This window comes from Pseudomonas sp. RA_15y_Pfl2_54 (genome assembly GCF_963971015.1).
Lineage (GTDB): Bacteria > Pseudomonadota > Gammaproteobacteria > Pseudomonadales > Pseudomonadaceae > Aquipseudomonas > Aquipseudomonas baetica_A.
Window position 1 is genome coordinate 130,592 of the sequence record NZ_CAXAPN010000010.1, and the last position, 19,381, is coordinate 149,972.

The 19,381-nt window shown below is 59.0% G+C and carries 15 protein-coding genes and 3 pseudogenes; 5 read left to right on the forward strand and 13 right to left on the reverse strand.

Annotated elements, in window-relative coordinates; all coding sequences use genetic code 11:
• Positions 1–21: 21 nt before the first annotated feature.
• Positions 22–948 (reverse strand): HTH-type transcriptional regulator ArgP, encoded by a 927-nt coding sequence (locus tag AACY50_RS09990; protein ID WP_339464242.1) that lies wholly within the window; start codon positions 946–948, stop codon positions 22–24.
• Positions 949–1,190: 242 nt separating this feature from the next.
• On the opposite strand from AACY50_RS09990, the gene AACY50_RS09995 reads away from it, so the two are divergent.
• From AACY50_RS09995 to AACY50_RS10005, 3 genes are all read left to right on the forward strand, one after another.
• Positions 1,191–1,457 (forward strand): hypothetical protein, encoded by a 267-nt coding sequence (locus AACY50_RS09995; RefSeq protein WP_339538509.1) that lies wholly within the window; start codon positions 1,191–1,193, stop codon positions 1,455–1,457.
• A gap of 67 nt (positions 1,458–1,524) precedes the next feature.
• Positions 1,525–1,809, forward strand: a complete 285-nt coding sequence (locus AACY50_RS10000) for a hypothetical protein (RefSeq protein ID WP_339464239.1) — start codon at positions 1,525–1,527, stop codon at positions 1,807–1,809.
• A 143-nt stretch (positions 1,810–1,952) separates the two neighbouring features.
• Positions 1,953–3,131, forward strand: coding sequence for a sugar transporter (locus AACY50_RS10005; RefSeq protein WP_339507746.1), 1,179 nt, complete (start codon positions 1,953–1,955; stop codon positions 3,129–3,131).
• 164 nt (positions 3,132–3,295) lie between these two features.
• Here AACY50_RS10005 and AACY50_RS10010 read toward each other — a convergent pair whose 3' ends face one another.
• A complete protein-coding gene (locus AACY50_RS10010) occupies positions 3,296–4,429 on the reverse strand; it encodes a lactonase family protein (protein WP_445261479.1) in 1,134 nt (377 codons plus the stop codon).
• Between the two features lie 539 nt (positions 4,430–4,968).
• Between AACY50_RS10010 and AACY50_RS28730 the strand changes: the two are divergent.
• Together AACY50_RS28730 and AACY50_RS28735 are read left to right on the forward strand one after the other, a co-directional pair.
• Positions 4,969–5,895: pseudogene (locus AACY50_RS28730) on the forward strand (HAMP domain-containing protein); the annotation flags it as partial.
• A gap of 345 nt (positions 5,896–6,240) precedes the next feature.
• Positions 6,241–6,756: pseudogene (locus tag AACY50_RS28735) on the forward strand (methyl-accepting chemotaxis protein); the annotation flags it as partial.
• 501 nt (positions 6,757–7,257) lie between these two features.
• On the opposite strand, the pseudogene AACY50_RS10020 reads toward AACY50_RS28735, so the two are convergent.
• From AACY50_RS10020 to AACY50_RS10070, 11 genes and pseudogenes are all read right to left on the reverse strand, one after another.
• A pseudogene (locus AACY50_RS10020) lies at positions 7,258–7,614 on the reverse strand (type II toxin-antitoxin system RelE/ParE family toxin).
• Between the two features lie 2 nt (positions 7,615–7,616).
• A complete protein-coding gene (locus AACY50_RS10025; RefSeq protein WP_339507743.1) occupies positions 7,617–7,853 on the reverse strand; it encodes a ribbon-helix-helix domain-containing protein in 237 nt (78 codons plus the stop codon).
• Positions 7,854–7,900: 47 nt separating this feature from the next.
• Entirely contained in the window at positions 7,901–8,656 is a 756-nt protein-coding gene (locus tag AACY50_RS10030) for an ABC transporter ATP-binding protein (RefSeq protein ID WP_339507742.1), read from the reverse strand.
• Positions 8,650–9,711 (reverse strand): FecCD family ABC transporter permease, encoded by a 1,062-nt coding sequence (locus AACY50_RS10035; protein WP_047597180.1) that lies wholly within the window; start codon positions 9,709–9,711, stop codon positions 8,650–8,652. The genes AACY50_RS10030 and AACY50_RS10035 overlap by 7 nt, the downstream gene beginning before the upstream one ends.
• The gene (locus AACY50_RS10040; protein WP_339538512.1) at positions 9,708–10,889 is read right to left on the reverse strand and encodes an ABC transporter substrate-binding protein; all 1,182 of its coding nucleotides are present in this window, start codon (positions 10,887–10,889) and stop codon (positions 9,708–9,710) included. The genes AACY50_RS10035 and AACY50_RS10040 overlap by 4 nt, the downstream gene beginning before the upstream one ends.
• A gap of 62 nt (positions 10,890–10,951) precedes the next feature.
• Positions 10,952–13,366 carry a TonB-dependent receptor gene (locus AACY50_RS10045; protein ID WP_339538513.1) on the reverse strand — a complete coding sequence of 805 codons (2,415 nt, stop codon included), beginning with the start codon at positions 13,364–13,366 and terminating at the stop codon, positions 10,952–10,954.
• Between the two features lie 96 nt (positions 13,367–13,462).
• Complete coding sequence (locus AACY50_RS10050; RefSeq protein ID WP_339507739.1) at positions 13,463–14,440, reverse strand: FecR domain-containing protein; 978 nt, start codon at positions 14,438–14,440, stop codon at positions 13,463–13,465.
• The gene (locus tag AACY50_RS10055; protein ID WP_339507738.1) at positions 14,441–14,956 is read right to left on the reverse strand and encodes a sigma-70 family RNA polymerase sigma factor; all 516 of its coding nucleotides are present in this window, start codon (positions 14,954–14,956) and stop codon (positions 14,441–14,443) included.
• Between the two features lie 84 nt (positions 14,957–15,040).
• Entirely contained in the window at positions 15,041–16,225 is a 1,185-nt protein-coding gene (locus AACY50_RS10060; protein WP_339538514.1) for an aminotransferase class V-fold PLP-dependent enzyme, read from the reverse strand.
• Between the two features lie 15 nt (positions 16,226–16,240).
• Positions 16,241–17,482 (reverse strand): MFS transporter, encoded by a 1,242-nt coding sequence (locus AACY50_RS10065; RefSeq protein WP_339538515.1) that lies wholly within the window; start codon positions 17,480–17,482, stop codon positions 16,241–16,243.
• A gap of 13 nt (positions 17,483–17,495) precedes the next feature.
• Entirely contained in the window at positions 17,496–19,346 is a 1,851-nt protein-coding gene (locus AACY50_RS10070) for an IucA/IucC family protein (RefSeq protein ID WP_339538516.1), read from the reverse strand.
• Positions 19,347–19,381: the final 35 nt, after the last annotated feature.

Consider the following 19,381-nt stretch of genomic DNA (forward strand, 5'->3'; position numbering starts at 1 on the left):
CCCGACGCACAGTGGCGCGGCTTACTGCTTGGGCATGGTGGAGCGTTTTACCGGCCCCTTGCTGCTCAAGATGCGCCGTGCGGCATGGACCGCTCGCTCCGAAAGCGCTTCCATGCGCGGTGATTGCAACGCCCAGGCGTGCCAGTAAAGCGCTACATCGGTGAAGTGTTCCGGCGCGACGTCCACCAGATCCCGACTTTTGAGCAAATCGCTCACCTGCATATACGGCACCATCCCGTAGCCGAGACCACGGCGTATGGCTTTGAGGCGTGCTTCTGGAAGTGACAAGTAGTGCGTGGGGTAGGCGTCTGCGTGCAGGCCGAAACGTGACTGCATGAAATCAGACTGCAAGGTGTCCTTGCGCGAATAGGCAAATACAGGTGCCTTGCGCGCAGCAGAGCGGGTCAAGCCCTTCGCAAACCATCGCTCCTGAAACGCTGGCGATGCCACCAACTGGTAACGCATTGACCCCAGCGGCTCTGTAAAACAACCTCGCATAGGCTCTGAGCGTGTGCCGATGCAGCCGATCACCTGACCACTTTCGAGCAATGCGTAGGTGTGATCCTGATCGTCGACCACAACGTCGAGCAGAATGTTTTCGTTGACGAATATCTCGGCCAGTGCAGGAAAGAACCATGTCGCCAGGGTGTCGCCATTGACCGCGATGACCACACGCAGATGATCTTGTTCGTCGCCGGTCAGATCATTGAGGAGTTCTTCTTCAAGCACTGTCGCACGGCGAAGATAGAGCATCAGTTTTCGTCCCGTCTGGGTGGGCTCGCACGGCCTTGCGCGCACGATCACTGAACTGCCCAGACGAACTTCCAGAGCATGTATGCGTTGCGATACCGCCGACGGCGTTACGTTAAGACGTTCTGCCGCCTTCTCGAAACTACCGCTGTCGACCACGGCCAGGAACGCCTGCATCTGTTTTGCATCAAGTTGCATGGCCGCTACGCTCGTTAAGTATTTCTAATGGTCACTGAAAGATACTTCGTTTTTCTTCATCTCGATAGCGAACTGCTCAATCATTGCGCCACGGCGACATAGAGCAGCTTTGCCCCGCGCAACGCGTCGCCCAAGGCGTCATCGAAATTCCGGATGACAGCGTTGAAGCGTTATTGACCCCGTAGGGTGAGCGTTATGGAGAAACAAATGTCCAGCGTCCGATACTTGCCATGAAACTCAACATGATTATTGCTGTGAGTGCTGTTGCATTGGTCTGTAACTATGTCTGGCAATCCCACGACTTGAAACTGGGACCCTATGAGTACCAGGCCTCGGCGAATAGTCTACTGTCGCAAGGCACTCACCCAGGCGCGCGTCAGTTGGCCTTGAACCGCGCCAACAACAAGTGTGCATCGCTGGGAAAGCAAGTCGGTGAGTTTGATGTGCAATCGGGCATGCCGGCGGATCAGGAGCATGAAGTGGCCAACGTGACGTTCGTTTGCATGTGATCTCCCTCACCGCAATCCGAATCAGTCCAGGAACCTTGAAACCTTCAATCTATAGGCGGTACAAACCATGAAGTTAATTATTGTTGCGGTGCTCGCTACGCTGTTGAGCGCGTGTGTGACCTCTGTTCACGATTGGGCCAGGTCAGGCGCAAGTGCTGCTGACATCCAGCACGACAAAGCTCAATGCCAGTACCAGGCCAAAGCAGCAACTGCCAGCTACCATTCAACGCCGGCGGCGAACGACAAGACCCACGGCATGGGCAGTGCCGTGGGGGATGGCATCGTTATTGCGGAAAAACAGATCGACCTGACAAATGATTGCATGCGCCTCAAAGGTTACGTTGGTCAATGAGCCCCTGTTGCCACTGGCCAGTGCGCTTCGAACCCGTTGGACAAGTCGCCGTTTGTTTATAGTACAGTCGCCGCCGAAACACCTGTCGCCGGATGTTCCAGGCAATGGGTGTACAAAACATCGACAGAATAATGTGGCTTTCAATGAACACTTCTACGGCGACAACCGAGGGCAGTTGGTATCCGGTCATTGCACTGGCCCTGGCTGCGTTTGTGTTCAACACCACCGAGTTTGTACCTGTCGGTCTGTTGAGTTCGATTGGCAGCAGCTTCGACATGTCCACCGCTCAGGTCGGTTTGATGTTGACGATTTATGCGTGGGTTGTGTCCCTGGCGTCGCTGCCCATCATGCTGATGACCCGCAACGTCGAGCGGCGCAAGTTGTTGCTCGTGCTGTTTGGGATATTCATCGTCAGTCACATCCTGTCGAGTCTGGCGAACAGTTTCGGTGTCCTGCTGGTGAGCCGGGTCGGCGTGGCGTTGTCGCATGCGTTGTTCTGGTCGATCACGGCCTCTCTGGCGGTGCGCCTCGCGCCAGCGGGCAAGCAGGTCCAGGCCCTTGGTTTGCTGGCCACCGGTACTTCCCTGGCGATGGTGCTGGGAATTCCTCTAGGCCGGCTATTGGGCGAGGCCATGGGATGGCGTACCACCTTCATCGTTATCGCGGTGCTGGCCACTGTGCTGGTGTTCTGGCTGGCCAAGGCCTTGCCGTTGTTGCCCAGCCAGAACTCAGGCTCGCTCAGAAGTCTGCCCCTGTTGTTGAAGCGACCTGCGCTGGTAGCGCTCTATCTCCTGACGGCCGTCGTAGTGACGGCCCATTTCACTGCCTATAGCTACATCGAGCCTTTCATCCAGCAGGTGGCGGGCCTGAGTGGCGATGTGGTGACCCTTATTTTGCTGCTATTCGGCGGTGCGGGCATTTTCGGTTCGTTGCTGTTCAGTTGGCTGCACCGCTATAACCCGCAGCGCTTTCTGATCATCTGCGTGTCGTTGCTTGCCTTGTGCCTGGCATTGCTGTGGCCGTTGAGTGGGAAGGTCTCGTACCTGGGCGCGCTGAGCCTGTTCTGGGGGATGGCAATCATGGGGTTTGGGCTGGCGTTGCAGTCCAGAGTCCTGGTGTTGGCTGCGGACGCGACCGATGTGGCGATGGCGCTGTTTTCCGGGATCTATAACGTCGGCATTGGCGGCGGGGCACTGCTGGGCAGTTGGGTCGGCGGCCAGTTAGGTTTTGCGTTCACTGGCGTGGTGGGCGGTACGTTGGCGGCGCTGGCACTGGCGTTGTACTGCTTGTCAGTTTCTCGAATCACTTGGCCCGGAGCTTGAAATTGAGCTCACGGGCCTTTTGATTGAGTTTTAATTCCAGTTCGAACCGAAGAGGCGGGTGCAGTCGCCCATCGGCGCAAGATGTGCTCTTAGCCAAAGAAAGATCATCATCGACAGGGAGGACGGAATGAGCCAACACCCGACCTCCATGCACCGAGCCTTAATTACTTCGCCGATGTTTTCAACACTTCAATCCATACTGCGCCTTTGCCCGACGCCGCTTCACCGACACGTTTCAGCGCGCCGTTGTTGCTGATTGCGTAAGTGCCGACTTTTTCGCTTTTCTCGCCTGTCACCAGCAACCAGCGCCCATTGGGTGAAAAAGCGATATTGCGTGGCTGCTTCTCTTGCACCGGGTAATTATCGATGAAGCTCAAGCCGCCTGTTGAAGGGTCAACTGCGAATGCCGAAACCGAACTGCTGGTGCGCTCGGTCATCAACAATAGCGAGCCATCGGGCGAGATCCGCAGGTCCGCCGCCCATATGCGTGGTGTCGGGTCGTCCTTCAAGTCGTTGTTACGTGCATCACGCACTTCGCCGTGAGCCAGTTTCAAACGCTCGGGAATGCCATTGGCAACGGCAATCTGAGTCAATGCGCCGGTGCTGTCATTGATTGAAAACGCTGTGACCGTGCCGCTCATTTCACCGACCACATACAGGTATTTGCCATTCGGGGAAAAGGCCAGGTGCCGAGGCCCGGTATTGTCCGCGACACGGATGTAACCGCTGCCGATAGGGGTGAGCGCGCCGGTGGTGGCATCGAGGCGATATTGCAGGACCTTGTCCGCACCAAGATTGCCCGCGTAGGCAAAACGGTTGCTCGGGTCGGTACGAATCGAATGCGCATGCGGGCCTGTCTTGTAGCTCAGGATGCTGGCAGAAGGCTGATAGGTCTTGTCGATGGGCTGAACGGTGATGGTGTCGGCACCGTAGGACGCAGCAAGCAGATAGTGTCCTTTTCTATCGGTAGACAGGTAAGCCATGCTTTCTGCCAGCGGCGCTTTGGACAGTGGAGTCAAATGTCCGCTCTTGGGATCGATGCTGTAGCCCAGCACCTGAAACGGTTTGACTCGCAAGGCCGCAAACAACACTTTGCCGTCAGGGGTGATGGCCATGGGGTTGACCTGATCACCGGCATTGACCTGGTCAATCAGGCGCAGCGCGCCGTTGTTCTGGTCAAGGCTGTACTGGGAAATCAGCCCGTCTCCCGGGCTCGCGATATAGGCAAAGGTGTCGGCATTGGCTTGCAGGCTGAGACCGTAGACAACCGCAGCGGTCAAGAGGAGGGGCGTTCTCACAGATGATCCCTTATTTTTATGATTGTGGTCAGTCATCCTATGACTGTCCTTGGATGACATCAATCGCTATTTTCTCAGGCTGGAAAGTTACCTCTTGGTTGAAAAGCGGTTTTTTTACCTGAAATTGGCGTGATTCGATGACGTTCAAGGAGCACGACAATAACCCGCGACCTTAAAACATTTCTAAACACACGGATTCGAGAGGTGTTCTAAGACGTCGTATCTTTATTGCTTTAAGGCAGGTATCGGTATCGCCCTAAAGTGCGCACCGTCGCGGTCGATAACTCAATTATGCATGGGCTCTATCTCCTTATAACAACACATGCAACGTTCAGCGCTAGCGTTTCTCCTTGCCAAAACTATAAATACCCGCAGGTGAAGTCATGAATATCAAGCAGAAGCTGACCTGGGCGTTCGCGGCTATCGCGTGCGTCCCGGTCATTTTGGTCGCCGTTTTGGTAGTGCTGAATCTGCGAGAGGGGGCCCAGGCCAATTTCCTCGATAGCAGCGGTCGCGAGATCCGCCAGATCGACAATGGCATGAAGCAGTTTTTTGACGGCATCAGCCAAAACGTCGACTACGTAGCCAAGGATCCACGCGTTATCGCGGCCAAAGATCTCAAGAACTACGCTGGCGCCGATGCAGCGCAAATCCCCCTCACTCAGACCAACAAAGAGCTGCTGGCGATATTCGACCAGTTTGCCAAAAGCCATCCGAGTACCGCTTACCTGTCCTTGGGTCTGAGCGACGGCGGCTACGCCAGTTGGCCAGACGACACCAAACTGAACAGCTACGACCCGCGCGTACGTCCCTGGTACAAAGCGGCCATCGCCGCGCCAGGTGCCACCGTGCGCACTGGTGCCTACTATTGGGCCCCGGACGATGTGACGCTGATCGGCACCGTGCACACAGTCGCCGACGCCGCCGGGAATATCCTGGGCGTGGTTGGCCTGGACGTGTCGCTCAAACAGCTCACCGAACTGGTGCGCAACATCAAACTGGGCGACAGCGGCTACCTGATGCTGGTGGAAGCCAACGGCAATGTGTTGGTGGATCCCACCGACGCCAAGCACAACTTCAAACCCCTGGCCGACCTGGGCCCCAACTACGCCGAACTCGCCAAGCGAGGCGACGGCGTGACCCAGATCGAGATCGATGGCGTGCCCTACATGGCCAACGTGGTCAGTTCCAAGGACCTGGGCTGGCGCTTTATCGGTCTGATCAAGCGTGATGAAGTGATGGCTGACGCCACCCGCCTGACTTGGTTGATCGCGGCCATTGCAGCGGCATTGGCGTTGGTGTTTGCGATTGTAGGCGCCAGCTTTGCCAGCGTCATCGTGCGTCCGATTCGCGGCGTGGCCGACGGCCTGCAAGAAATCGCCGAAGGAGAAGGCGACCTGACGCGCCAACTCAAGGTGCAGGGCAAGGACGAAACCGCCGGTCTGGCGGGCTGGTTCAACCAGTTCCTGGGCATGATTGCACAATTGGTGCAGCGCATCGGCAATGCCTCATCTGACCTGCAGGCCGCCGCCGCCGACTCCAGCGAAGTGGCCAACAACATGAACCAGGCTGCAGGTCGCCAGCGTGAAGCCGTGGAACTGGTGAGCACGGCGTTCAACGAAATGGTCGCGACTGCCAACGAAGTTGCGCGTTCGTGCAGCGCCGCCGCGTCGAGTGCCGACGAAGGCTACCGCGATGTACATGACGGCCAGCAGCACATAGGCGAAGCCACCGGCAGCGTGCTCAAACTCAGCGAAGACCTGCAAAAGTCCACCCAGACCATGCAGTTGCTGGAGCAGGACAGCCAGAACATCAACACCATTCTCGACACCATCCGCTCGATTGCCGAGCAGACCAACCTGCTGGCGCTCAACGCAGCGATTGAAGCGGCACGCGCCGGAGACCAAGGCCGAGGCTTCGCCGTGGTCGCCGACGAAGTCCGCGCCCTGGCGCGTCGGACAGCCGACTCCACCGGCGAGATCGACAGCTTGCTGGGCAATCTCGCCCGCCGCACCCTGGAAGTCACGCAGCAGATGCAAGGCAGCCTGCAGGTGTCCCACGCCAGTGTGGAACGCATCCAGCAGGCGCGTGACAGCTTCGACAAGATCCGTGGCTCGGTGGACTCGATCCGCGACCAGAACACCCAGATCGCCACAGCCGCCGAAGAGCAGCACCAGGTGGCCGAAGAGATTAATCGGCACATCGCGCAGATTCATGCCGATGCCCAACTGGTCGAAGGCTTTGCCCAATCCTCACAGACTGGCTCGGGTCGATTGACAGAAATTTCTGGTCAGCTCAAAGGCCTGGTGGGTCGCTTCAAATATTAGTATCCCTACCCGAGTGAAGCGGTGAACTCTCATTGTTTTCACTCGGCCGGTCTATCGAATGGTCGAAGCGATTCTCGGCAATACGTACTAGGTGTTCGTCTAAAGACTGTCAGGGTCGCCAAAAAACATTTTGACAGGGCTCTAGAATAGTGTTTTCAGGTCGATAACGCTTTTGTTTGCCCCCATTTTTGCCCCCATTCGCACCGAGTGTGCGAGTGATCGCGAATGGTGATCTCCGACGGGCTCCAGTATGGCAATGGCTGGCATTCAGTGCGCCTCCGTATACTGGATGAGCAACCCGTATCTGGCAAATCCTTGGTTGTTCGGAAGAGGGTATGGGTAATGAGTCGATATCCAAGCGGATAGTCCGGTCAGACCCAGAACCCACCACTTCAATTGACGGCCGAGTGGCCGGCAGCGAGGACGCTCGGATTGCAATGTGGAGGCGGCGCCTTACCTTCGCTATTCCTGGCCTGTTACGCCGTTGGGTCAGGTCGCTGATCAGTCGTTCGGCAAGTGCAACTGCACTTCCATGGCGTCATGAAGGAGTCTGACGACCTCGATCACGTCGTCGCTTGCCACACGATAGAACACGATATGGCGTGGGCTTTTGACCGTTCCATGGGTTTGTTTGGCCTGTTGGCGTGAATAGATGAGGTGATAGCTGCGAAGGCCCGGTGCAAGCTCATCGCGGTCGTGGCTGCCAATGCGATAAGGCGTGTCGGCAAGCGCTTGCAGCGCCGCTAGGATCAGCGCCTAGTAGCGCTGGCGTGCTTGATCGCCGAACTACGTCTGGGAGAGCCTGAGGATGTCGACAATGTCGGCGCGCGTCGGGTTGGAAAGCCAATACTTCGGCATGCTCAGTGTTTGTCTCTCGCGGGGAGGGTTGCCTCCAGGCTCAAGCCCTCGAGGTAGTGCTCCAGATCCCCTTCGTTCACCTGAGTAACGTATCCGTGCTCAAGATCCATGATGCCGATCGAGGTCGCCTGACGCAGTGCCTCAATTTTGGCGGTGTCTTCGGCGACGCGTTGTTCCAATAGCCGCAAACCTTCTCGCATCACTTCGCTGGCATTCTGATAACGGCCGGACAGCACCATTGAGAGTGTCCCGTGTCCGCGGCCCTTGAGCCGTTCCAAGGCGGACCTTAAACGATATCGTCTATGAGTATGTGAGACAGCCCGCGACTGCATTGCTCGATTCGTGCTTCGACCTTGTAGACATTGCGCAACATCTGCTCGGTGATCACCTCATTGCTCGGGCCGCTGCCCTGACTGGTGCCATCAGCAATCACCAGCACCTGATCGGCGAATCGCAACGCCTGATTAAGATCATGGATGGCAATGAACACAATCACTTCGCGTTTGCGCGCGAGGCTGCGCATGAAGTTCAGCACTTGTACCTGCCGATGCATGTCGAGGGCGCTGGTCGGTTCGTCCATCAGCAGGATTTCCGGCTCGCGCACCAGCGTCTGGGCGATGGAGACCAACTGCTGCTGACCGCCGCTGAGTTCGCCAAGGTTACGGAAAGACAGCCCGGTGATTCCCAGCGCGGCGAGAATCTCGTCGACCAGTTTCAGCTCATCATCGTGGACCACCCAGCCCGGGGTCAGTTGCTTGCGCGCCAGCAGCACGGATTCGTACACCGTCAAACGCGCACTGGCATTCAGGCCTTGCGGCATGTAGCTGATGCCCGTCGGGCCTTTTTTCGATTCTTTCAGGATGACTTGACCCGGCCCTTCGATCAGCCCGGCCATACGTTTGAACAACGTCGATTTGCCGGCCGCATTGGGCCCGACCACGGCAACCACCTGACCGCCAGAAAACGTTGCCGTCGAGACACCACGAATGATTTCGCGCTGACCATAGCGCGCGCCGAGATTTTCCAGTTGCAGCGTCACCATGAGTTTTTCTTCCCGCCGAGAATCAGTGAAATGAAGAACGGTACGCCGATCAGCGAGGTGACCACGCCGATAGGGAAAATCGCACCGGGGATCAGGGTCTTGCTGACCACCGAACTGGCCGAGAGAATCAACGAACCGGTGAGCAAGGAGGCCGGCAAAAAGAAGCGCTGATCTTCACCGATCAGCATGCGCGCGATGTGCGGCCCGACCAGTCCGATAAAGCCGATGGTGCCGACAAACGCTACAGGAAACGAGGCGAGCAGGCTGACCATGATCAGCGTCTGAAAGCGCAGGCTGCGCACGTTGATGCCGAAACTGGCAGCCTTGTCGTCGCCCAAGCGCAGGGCGGTCAAGGCCCAGGCGCGTTTGGCGAAAATCGGCAGGGTGATCAGGATCACCAGGCAGATCACCCCGAGTTTCGGCCAGGTGGCTTTGGTCAGGCTGCCCATGGTCCAGAACACTACGGCGGCGACGGCTTGCTCGGTGGCGAAGAACTGCACCAGCGCCAGCAGCGCATTGAAAGTGAATACCAATGCGATGCCGAGCAGCACGATGGTTTCGGCAGTGACGCCACGGCGCATGCTCAGGAAGTGAATCAACAGCGCCGAGAGCATGGCCATGATGAAGGCGTTGAGCGGTACCATGAACTGCGAGGCCAGCGGGAACAACGCCACACCGAACGCCAGGCCCAGTGCCGCGCCGAAACTGGCGGCGGCGGAAATACCCAAGGTGAACGGACTGGCCAGCGGGTTGTTGAGGATGGTCTGCATCTGCGCGCCGGCCAGCGACAGCGCCGCGCCCACGGCCACTGCCATCAACGCCACTGGCAGACGAATGTCCCACATCACCACGCGCACTTGTGGCGAAGCACTGTCCGGCGAAAACAGGGCGCCGAGCACTTCGCTGAAACTGTAACTCGCTGGGCCCAGTGCCAGATCGAGCAGCACACTGCACAGCAAGAGAACCACCAGCCCGGCGAGGATCAGGCGTTTACGCAGCACCAGTCGCCGATAGGTTTCGCGCTGCACCTCGACGGTGTCGGTCAACGAACTCATGGTTTGACCTCAGGATTGCGCAGGCTGACGAAGTAGCCCGGTTCATACGGCACGGGCAGAAAACGCTCGTGCAGTTCTCGGAATGAGGCGTCCGGGTCGAGATCGGCAAACAGCTCCGGGTGAAACCATTTGGCCAATTGCTGAATGGCCACGAACTGGTAGGGGCTGTTGTAGAACTGATGCCAGATGGCATGGAAGGCTTGTGTCTCCTGAGCCTTGATCCCCGCGTAGGCCGGACGCTGGGTGTACCACGCGAGTTTTTTCCGTGCCTCGTTCATATCGGCGCCGGGCCCGACACCGACCCAATGGCCGCCGGGTGCAAAGGCTTCCCAGTTGGCCGTGGTAACCACCACGTGTGCCGGATTGGCGACGATGACCTGCTCGGGATTCAACTGGCCGAACGTGGTTGGAATGATCTGCCGGGCGATGTTGTTGCCGCCGGCCATATCAACAAACAGGCCAAAGTTCTCGTTGCCGAAACTCAGGCAGCAATCGTCGGTGTAGCCGCCAATGCGCTCAATGAACACGCTTGGACGCGGTGGGTGCTGTTTCCCGATGACGTCGGTGACGCGGTGAATCTGCTGGTTGCGAAAATCAATGAAGGCCTCGGCGCGTTGTTCTTTACCGAACAGTTTGCCGAACAGACGCATGGTCGGTTCGGTGTTCTGCATCGGGTTGTTGCGAAAGTCGACGTACACCACCGGGATGCCCAAAGCGTCGAGCTTCTCGATGTAGCGCGCATCTTCGGTGGCGTGCTGCGCTTCGATATTGAGGATGATCACGTCCGGGCGCTGCGAGATCGCTTGTTCGATATCAAAGGTGCCGTCTTCAAATCCGCCGAAGGTGGGGATCCTGGCAATGCCGGGGAATTTGCGCAGGTAGGCGTTGTAGGTGTCCGGGTCCGACTGGATCAGGTCCTTGCGCCAGCCGACGATGCGTTCGATCGGGTTCTGTGTGTCCAGCGCGGCGACCAGATACAACTGTCGGCCTTCACCGAGGATGACCCGTCTGACCGGCAGATGCACCTTGACCTTGCGCCCGAGCAGATCGGTCACTTCGGTGCGCACCGTATCCGCTTCGGTGGCGTTTGCATTGCGCGGCGCCAGCGCAGACAGGCTCAGCAGTCCTGCCAGTAACAGCGCAGCCAACGCGAGGCTGCGTCGATCGAAAATCACCATGGTCAAAGCCTTTGCAAAGGTCAGTTCGGCCAACGGCTCACACCGCTGTCCGGCTGAACGTTTCAGAAATCGACAGTCGCCGACAGTAATAAGGTGCGCGGTGAGCCTTGGGAGAACGCGCCGTAGGAAGCGACGCCCGACCAATACTCGTGGTCGAACACGTTCTGCACGGTGGCGCGAAACGTGGTCGGTCGATCATCGACGCGCGTGCTGTAGCGGGCGCCGACATCGAAGCGGGTCCAGTCATCGAGTTTTTGTGTGTTGGCCTGGTTCACGTACTGGCTGCCGGTGTGGATTGCGCCTCCGGTCAGCGTCAGACCCTCGACCCATGAGGTGTCCCATTCGGCCCAGAAGTTGGCCTGAACCTGGGGCACGCCGACCGGTTTGTTGCCTCGGTTGGCGGCCACGCCGGTTTTCGTCAGTTCGGCATTGAGCAGGGTCACGCCGCCGAGCAGGCGAGTGCCCGGCGTGACTTCGCCGAACACGTTCAGCTCCAGCCCGCGATTGCGTTGTTCGCCCTGCACCGAGAACACCCCGGAGGCCAGTTCGCCGCTGGGTTTGGTGATCTGAAACAGGCTGATGGTGGAGGTGAACGTGCCGTAGTCGGCTTTGACCCCGAGTTCGTGCTGGCGGGAAACATAAGGGGCAAAGATCTCGCCAGCGTTGGACGCGGTGGAAGGCGCGATGTCGCCCTTGCTCAGTCCTTCGAGGTAGTTGTAGTAGAACGAAACGTGATCCCAAGGCTTGATCACAGCGCCGAATAACGGGGTCGTCCGGCCGTCGTCATAGGACGTGGTCACCATGCCGGCGGCGTTGTAGTTGTCGGATTTGATGTTCTGTTTGCGCAAACCCAGGGTTACCTGCGCGCGGTCATCGAGAATCGACAGCGTGTCGGCAAGCGCCACGCCAGTCAGTTCGCTCTCCGAGACCTTCGGCGTATCCGGCTTGGGAATGTAAGGTTGCGGGCGATCCACCGGGTGGTAAATGTTCGACAGAATCGGTGCGCCGGAAATGATCCCGCGCGACAACACATCGCGATAGCGACTGACTTGCAAGGTCGTACGGTGATTGATAGGCCCGGTATCGAAGCGCAGCCGCGCACCGGCATCAACGGTGTAACGCTCGACTTCGAACTTGTAGTAACCGGGGATCGACGAGGTGTCGCCAGCGGCATTGATAATGGTCGGCGTCTGGTCGGACATCCGCGCCACATCCGATTTGCCGCCGCCGCCATGGGCAAACACGGTCAATGCATCGCTGAGGTCATATTCGCCGCTGAGTAGCGCCGATTTGTCACGCGTTTTCGACCAGCCCCAATCCTGGCTGACGTTGCTGCGGCCATTGGCGGCGGAAGGAATGTCCACGCCCGGAGCAATCAGGAACGGCCGCGAAGCCGCGTCGAAGCGTTCTTTCTGGTTGAGCCAGTCGAATGTCGTGCGCAGGCGTTCGCCCTGATAGTCGAGGGAGATCGCGCCGATGTCGACGCGGCGCGATTGATCGTCGATCGCCGTGTTGCCCAGTTGCGTACTGCCGTTGAAGCGCACGCCAAAACGGCGCTCTTCACCGAAGCGGCGACTGACATCGAGATGGCCACCGGCCTGAGAATCCATGGCGTAACTCGCGGTGAAACGGGTCAGGTCTTCATCGAGGGAACGTTTCGGCACCACGTTGATCACGCCGCCCACCGCGTTGTTGGGTGACATGCCGTAGAGCAGGGCGCCGGGGCCTTTGACCAGTTCGATGCGCTCGGCGTATTCGGTGAAAACCCGGTAATTGGGTGCCACGCCGTACACGCCATCGAAGGCTAGTTCACCGAGGTTGCCTTCGCCGACGGGAAAGCCTCGGATGAAGAACGAGTCGACAATCCCGCCGGTCTGGCCAGTGGAGCGCACCGAAGAATCACGTTCCAGCACATCACCCACGGTGACGGCCTGTTGATCCTTGATCAGCGCCGAGGTGTAGGTGCTGACGCTGAAGGGGGCGTCCATGACATCCGTATTGCCAAGAATGCCCAGGCGCCCGCCGTTGGCCACTTGTCCACCTGCATACACTTCTGGCAGGGAGTCGGCACGCTTTTCGGTGCCGATGATCGATGTTTCATCCAGCGTCACCCGGCGCTGCACCAATGTGTAGCTGCCGTCGCTGCGCAACACCATGTCCAGGCCACTGCCGGCCAGCAAGCGATTGACCGCTTCTCGGGTCGAGTATTTGCCGTTCAGCGCAGGGCTGTTCAGGCCCTCGGCCTGCGCGGGCTCGAATGACAGCGCGATACCGGCGTCCACGGCAAAACTCGACAAGGTCGCACCCAGCGGCCCGGCAGGAATGTTGTAGGCACGCACAGCAACAGAGTCCAGCTGCACAGGCTCGCCAGCCAAGGCAAACGGGCAAACCACACCGATCATGACAAGGCTTAGCAACGCACTGCGAACAACTGGTTTGAAGTGACGATCCGGGCGAAGGTGGCGTGCGGCAAGCATGGATGAATGAGCCTATAAACAGGACGAAAAGGTGCTTCTCTCCAACAGCCAGTCGAGATCGAAAAAAGTATCACCGCAGCGGCAATTTTTTTTCACTCAGGCCGGGGAGAGCATGATCCAGTAGCCATTCAAATGGCCGCTGACGAGGATCGGGTAGGTTTGCGCCAGCATGTTCAAGGTGCGTTGACTGTCGCTGATCGGGTAGGCGCCGGAGATGCGCAGATCGGCAATTGCCGGATCGAGGCGCACGAAACCGCGGCGATAGCGCGTCAGCTCGTTGACGAAATCGGCCAGGCGCATCTTGTCGGCCATCAGCATGCCTTGACTCCAGGCGCCGACATAGCGATCGGCAATGCTGAGCTGGCCAAAGGTGTGGGACGAGAAGTCGGTGCGTTGACCGGCGTTGACGATCAGCGGCGTGGTCTGGCGATTGTCCGCGAGCTCGACTTTGACCGCGCCTTCCAGCACGGCGAGGTGCGTGCGCGGTTGCAGTTCGCGCACGGTGAAACGCGTGCCCAGTGCCTGCATGCGACCTTGACGGGTGCTGACCAGAAAGGGCCGCGCCAGCGGTGAAATGTCCGGCGCGGTCTGCACCAGTATTTCTCCTTCGCGCAGGTGGATGAGGCGTTGATTGGCGTCGAACAGCACGTTGATGGCGGTGTCGGTGTTCAGGGTGATTTTCGAACCGTCGGCCAGGGTCAGCTCGCGTTGCTGGCCAATCGCAGTGCGATAGTCGGCTGACCATTGTTGGGTTTCGGCCAGCTTCCAGCTACCCCAGCCGGCCGGCAGGATGGCCAGAATCATCGCCAGTTTGCCCAACGCCGCACGGCGCTCCGGGCTGCTCGGGCGGTCGAGTGCGGACATCGCCAAGGACGGTGGCAGGCCGCCGAGTTTGCTCTGTAGTAACTGCGCGCGGGCCCATGCACGACCGCGTTCGGGCGTGCTGGCTTTCCAGTATTCCCATTCGCCGCGCTCGCTGTCGGTGAGTTCGCCATCACTCATGCGGATCAACCAGTCGGCGGCTTCTTCCAGCGCCTGGTGATCGAGATTCGGCTCATGGCGGCGGCTGAGCATTCACTCCACCAGCAACAGGCACTGCACGAAGGCTTGCTTCATGTAGCGTTTGACGGTGATCAGCGACACACCCAGCTGCTCGGCGATGTCGTCGTATTTCAAGCCGCTGATCTGCGACAACAGAAAGGCGCGTTTGACCAGCGGCGGCAAGGCATCGAGCATCGCGTCGATTTCGTGCAGGGTTTCCAGCACCATGAAACGCAATTCTGGCGAAGGCACTTCCGGCGCCGGCACATGGCCGAGGGCGTCCAGGTAGGCACGCTCCAGTGCCTTTCGCTGATACCAGTTGACCAGAATGCCCTTGGCCACGCAGCTCAGATAGGCGCGTGGCTGCTCAATGACGGTGACCTGGGAGGCGAGGATGCGGGTGAAGGTGTCCTGCGCAAGATCCGCCGCATCCATGGCGTTTCCCAGTTTTTTTCTCAGCGTCGCGTACAGCCAGCCATGATGGCCGCTGTACAGGGCTTCGATCGCGCGCAGGTGATTGTCATTATTCGCGGGAAGGGTTTCGCTCATGGCTGCAGATTTTTATGCAATTGAGAAGTATTCCCAATACTAGGTTACAACCCCTCTTTGACGCAAGCGCCGATTGGCGTCTGTTCAGACGCCCCGCAAACCGCGCAATGCAGCGACCATCGTGTCGATTTCCGCCTCGGTGTTGTACGCATGCAACGAGGCACGGCAGACTTCCGGCAAGTCCCTGTGCTGCATGTCGAGCAAAGTCGAGCGCAAGGTCGATGTACTGACGTTGATGCGCTTTTCCTGGCTGGCCAGCCACTGCTGAACGTGCGCGGCGCCGCTGTCGCGATGAGTAAACGTGACGATACCGGACTTCTGCACCCCGAGGTCTCGCGGCATGATACCGGGGATATCTGTCAGTTGCCGGCGCAGGTAATCAGCCAATTGCTGAATCCGCAGCCACATCGGTTCGATGCCTTGCGCCAGCGCGTATTCCACCGCCGCACCGAGGCCCAGCTTGGCGGCGACGTTGCATTCCCAATTCTCGAAACGTCGGGCATCGGCGCGGATTTCGAACGTCTCGGCGTCCTGCAATGAGGCGGCATGTAAGTCGAGAAATGCCGGTTCCAGGTTCTGGCACAGGGACTTTTCGACATACAAGAAGCCCATTCCGCGCGGCCCGCGCAGGTATTTGCGACTGGTGGCCGCGAGCATGTGACAGCCGATTTTTTGCACGTCGATCGGCATCTGCCCGACACCCTGACAGGCATCGAGCAGAAACAGCACGCCAGCCGAACGGGCGAGGGCGCCGATCTGCTCGATGGGTTGCACCGGGCCGCCATTGGTGGCGATCACCGGCAGCGAGATCAGCGCGACCCGATCATCGTCGAGCATGGCCGTTAGTGCCGACAGGGAAACCTGGCCATGTTCATCATTGGGGATGACACGAATCTCGATACCACGCCGCTGCTTCATTTGCAGATAAGGAATGTAGTTGCCGGCGTATTCGGTGGTCGATGTCAGCACTACATCGCCGGGTTGCAGCGGTAACGAATAGAACGCCATGTCCCAGGCGCGGGTCGCGTTTTCGATCACCGCAATTTCATCAGGCTGGGCATTGATCAAACGGCCGATGGCGCCATACACGTTTTCTAGGCCGGCCGATTGCCGTCCGGCGGCTTCGTAGCCGCCCAGAGTCGCTTCAAGCCGAATATGCCGGGTCATGGTTTCGATTACCGGCGCGGGCATCAGCGCCGCGCCGGCATTGTTGAAGTGGATCAGTTGCGCGACGGCGGGGGTGTCGGCGCGCAGTTGTTCAATGTTCAAAAACATGCTCCTTGATCATTCGCCGTCCGGGGCAGGGCTTGCTTGCATCGCCGCCGGCCAGTAGCGCAACGCGACGATCGGGATCAGTGCGACGACGTAAGCCAGGCAAACAAACAGATAGGTGTACTGCAAACCGTAGACCTGACTGAGCAGGCCGCCGGCGGAAATCCCCGCAATCGAAGCGAATTGCGCAGTGCCCTGAGCGATGCCCAGTACATGACCCTGTTGCGAGCTGTCGGCGGTCTTCGAGATCAGCGCCATCAACACCGGCGTGGTTGCACCCAGCAGCACACCCCAAATGAAGTAGGCAATGACAAACACCACCGGGTTGTGGGTGACGCCTGCCACCGCAGTGAGGACGATGCAGCCGATGACGACGTAAGTCATGCGCTGCAAGGTGTCCTGCTGACCACGGTGTTCGAAATAACGCGACCACGCCGTGGCCGATAGAATGAAGCCCAGCGCCAGCAAGCCGTAGCAGAGACCGACCACCGAATTGCTGACCTCGAACACCGAGCTGACATACAGCGAAAACGAGGTCTGCGGCAGCATCCGCGCCAGTAACAGAATGCCCATCACACCGAGCAGTGACAGCAATGGCGAGCCTTGCCAGAGGCTGCCGGAACGAACCGGCGCAGCCTTGTCGACGACCACGGCTTTCTTCACCGGCGGCACATCCGGCAAGGTCACGGCGGCGATCACGGTACACACCGCACACAGCGCCGAAGCGATGATGTTGATCCAGAAGAACGTCGCGTAATCGAGGATCAAGCCGCCGACCACCGCACCCAGCAGCGAGCCGACGTTGGTCGAGATTTGCAGAATGGCGAACAGCCGTGCGCGCCGCGACGGCGCTTCAATGCTGACACCGTAGGCCTGTGCCGGCGCGATATAGCCGGCAAACGCGCCTTGCAGAAAGCGCAGGATCAGAATGACCCAGATATCACTGAAGAGGGCCAGCCCAAGCTGGGTCAACGACAAACCGGCGAGGGCGCGGATCATCATCAACTTGTGGCCGTAGCGATCACCGATCCGGCCCCAGAATGCACTGGTGAAAATAATGCCCAGCATCGGCCCGACGTACACGGCGATGCTGGCGAAGCTGAAAAGCGACTCTGACGTCGTCAGCCCACGCAGGTGGACAGGCCAGAACGGCCCGCTCATTTCCATCGCGCCCATCGATACCAGCTGGATCGCAAATAGAAGATAAATCAGGATTCTTACTCTCGAACCCTGGATGGCACCTGCTTGGGACATGAGTCAGCCTCGGTTAAACGCTAGCGAGCGGGTTGGTCAGGGTGTGTTGCAAACGATAGTTGCTGTACTGCATCAAGTGCATGCGCAACAGCGAACGGGTTGGCCATGGCTCTTCGACGAACGCCTTGTGCTCGGTTTCCCACACGTCTGCCGCAACCCGGTCACGCACCGCTTCGAAGGCAAGGTCGGTTTCTTCGCGCAAGATTTGCCATAGCCGTTTGTTGTTGAAAGCGTATTCCTTGGTCAGCCACAGGGCCATTTCATGCAGGTGCGTGAGGAACGCCGCGTCGAGCACAAACATACGTACCGGCTCGATATCACCGGAGAACACCGTCGGCAGAATACCCGGCTGCACGTGCGGTTGCAGGCTGTAACCACGGTCCTCGAGCAACGGCGCGTAAGTGCGGCCATCGCCGAAATCGCGGATCAGCAGACTACGTGCTTTGCCGTCAGGGGAGAACAGCACCATGGTGTTTTGCTGGTGCGCCTCAAGGCCGATGCCGTACATCAAGTAGATCGCCACCACCGGGTGAGTCACCACTTTCGCGTACTCGCGGAACCAGTTCTCGACCTGCGCAGCATGGGCGCGCACGCCGTCACGTTCAATCAGATCAGTGAACAGCGGACGACCGGTGGCGGGCAAACGGGTGAACAGTGAAGCCACGGTTATCGGCAGGCACTCATCGTTGCGTTCGAATGCAGGTGCGCTGGCGCGATAAACCACGGACAGATGACGGCCCGGGTGATCGTCCTGCGTCACCGCGTTTTTGTAACGCACACCGATTTCTTCCGGGAAGATTTCCAGGCGCTGATCGAAGCCGTTTTCCGTCTCGAGAATCTTGCTGATTACCGTGCTGATGCGCGGGCCCATGTGAATCGACTTGGCTTGCAGGCTGCGCAGTTCGCTGGTCATCCACACCGCGATAGGCAGTTTGATCAGCGGCGCGGATTCGTCCAGCGCCGGCATCATCGTGCGATAGGACATGGTCGGCAGGGTTGGCAGGTCCGGACCGTCGGTGATCAGAATGCCGTCGGCGATTTCTTGTGCGAAGGTTTCCAGCACGTAGGCCTGCAAATGCCAGCTGTGGATCGGCAAGGGCAGCCATTGGTGTTCGTCCAGCCCCTTGCTGTTGAGCGAGGCTTTCCATTGCGCCCATTGCGTCGGGAAATGCTCGGCGAACCAGGCGCGGTAATCGATCACGTGCGGCATGCTTTCGCTTTTCGCGTTGTCGGCGCGCAGTGCGGCGATGCGCAGCGGCACCTGTGCGTTGAACTCGGGCGACAGTTGCTCGACCTCTTCATCGGTCAGGCCCGGGCGGGCTTTCCAGGTCGGGTAATACGGGTGGCCCTCTAGCGAACCCCACTGGTCGAGCAGGATCGCGGCGTCCTTGGTTTTGGCGTGCTGGCGCAAGTAATCAGTGAAGCTGTTCAGCCCCAGGTCCTTGGCGGCTTGTGCCAATCGGGCGTTCCAGTGCTGGCGATGCTGACGGGCGTGAGCGTCGTTGGTCAGGCTGTTTTCCATGTCGGACTTGAGCCCGGCTACACCTTCGTCGGTCGGCGCGAAGTCGAAGCTGTCGCGCAGCACATCAAGCATGTCCTGGTGGCTGGTGATGACCTGGCGCACGCCTTCATCGGTGACCAACACCACGTCACCGTCGTTGACCACGGTATCGGCCGGGCCTTTGGCAATGTCGGAAAAAGCCAGGTGGGCGCGGCCGCCCTTGAGCGGATACGTGGCCTGGTTGCCCTCGACGGAAAAGCTCAGGGCCGCTCGGTCGAGGATGTTTTCCGCAAACAGGCAACGCACCAGACGGCGCATGGCGTTTTTGCGGGAGTAGGCGATCAGTGTCTTGAAGTCATCCATATCAGCGGTCTGCTCGTCGAAAATTGAGAAAGAAG

What these genes read in the sequence shown, in the direction of transcription:
- AACY50_RS09990 (WP_339464242.1), bottom strand. Translation starts at nt 948, where the DNA reads ATGCAACTTGATGCAAAACAGATGCAGGCGTTCCTGGCCGTGGTCGAC.
- AACY50_RS09995 (WP_339538509.1), top strand. Translation starts at nt 1,191, where the DNA reads ATGATTATTGCTGTGAGTGCTGTTGCATTGGTCTGTAACTATGTCTGG.
- AACY50_RS10000 (WP_339464239.1), top strand. Translation starts at nt 1,525, where the DNA reads ATGAAGTTAATTATTGTTGCGGTGCTCGCTACGCTGTTGAGCGCGTGT.
- AACY50_RS10005 (WP_339507746.1), top strand. Translation starts at nt 1,953, where the DNA reads ATGAACACTTCTACGGCGACAACCGAGGGCAGTTGGTATCCGGTCATT.
- AACY50_RS10025 (WP_339507743.1), bottom strand. Translation starts at nt 7,853, where the DNA reads ATGGTGCTGTCCGGCCGTTATCAGAATGCCAGCGAAGTGATGCGAGAA.
- AACY50_RS10030 (WP_339507742.1), bottom strand. Translation starts at nt 8,656, where the DNA reads ATGGTGACGCTGCAACTGGAAAATCTCGGCGCGCGCTATGGTCAGCGC.
- AACY50_RS10035 (WP_047597180.1), bottom strand. Translation starts at nt 9,711, where the DNA reads ATGAGTTCGTTGACCGACACCGTCGAGGTGCAGCGCGAAACCTATCGG.
- AACY50_RS10040 (WP_339538512.1), bottom strand. Translation starts at nt 10,889, where the DNA reads ATGGTGATTTTCGATCGACGCAGCCTCGCGTTGGCTGCGCTGTTACTG.
- AACY50_RS10045 (WP_339538513.1), bottom strand. Translation starts at nt 13,366, where the DNA reads ATGCTTGCCGCACGCCACCTTCGCCCGGATCGTCACTTCAAACCAGTT.
- AACY50_RS10050 (WP_339507739.1), bottom strand. Translation starts at nt 14,440, where the DNA reads ATGCTCAGCCGCCGCCATGAGCCGAATCTCGATCACCAGGCGCTGGAA.
- AACY50_RS10055 (WP_339507738.1), bottom strand. Translation starts at nt 14,956, where the DNA reads ATGAGCGAAACCCTTCCCGCGAATAATGACAATCACCTGCGCGCGATC.
- AACY50_RS10065 (WP_339538515.1), bottom strand. Translation starts at nt 17,482, where the DNA reads ATGTCCCAAGCAGGTGCCATCCAGGGTTCGAGAGTAAGAATCCTGATT.
- AACY50_RS10070 (WP_339538516.1), bottom strand. Translation starts at nt 19,346, where the DNA reads ATGGATGACTTCAAGACACTGATCGCCTACTCCCGCAAAAACGCCATG.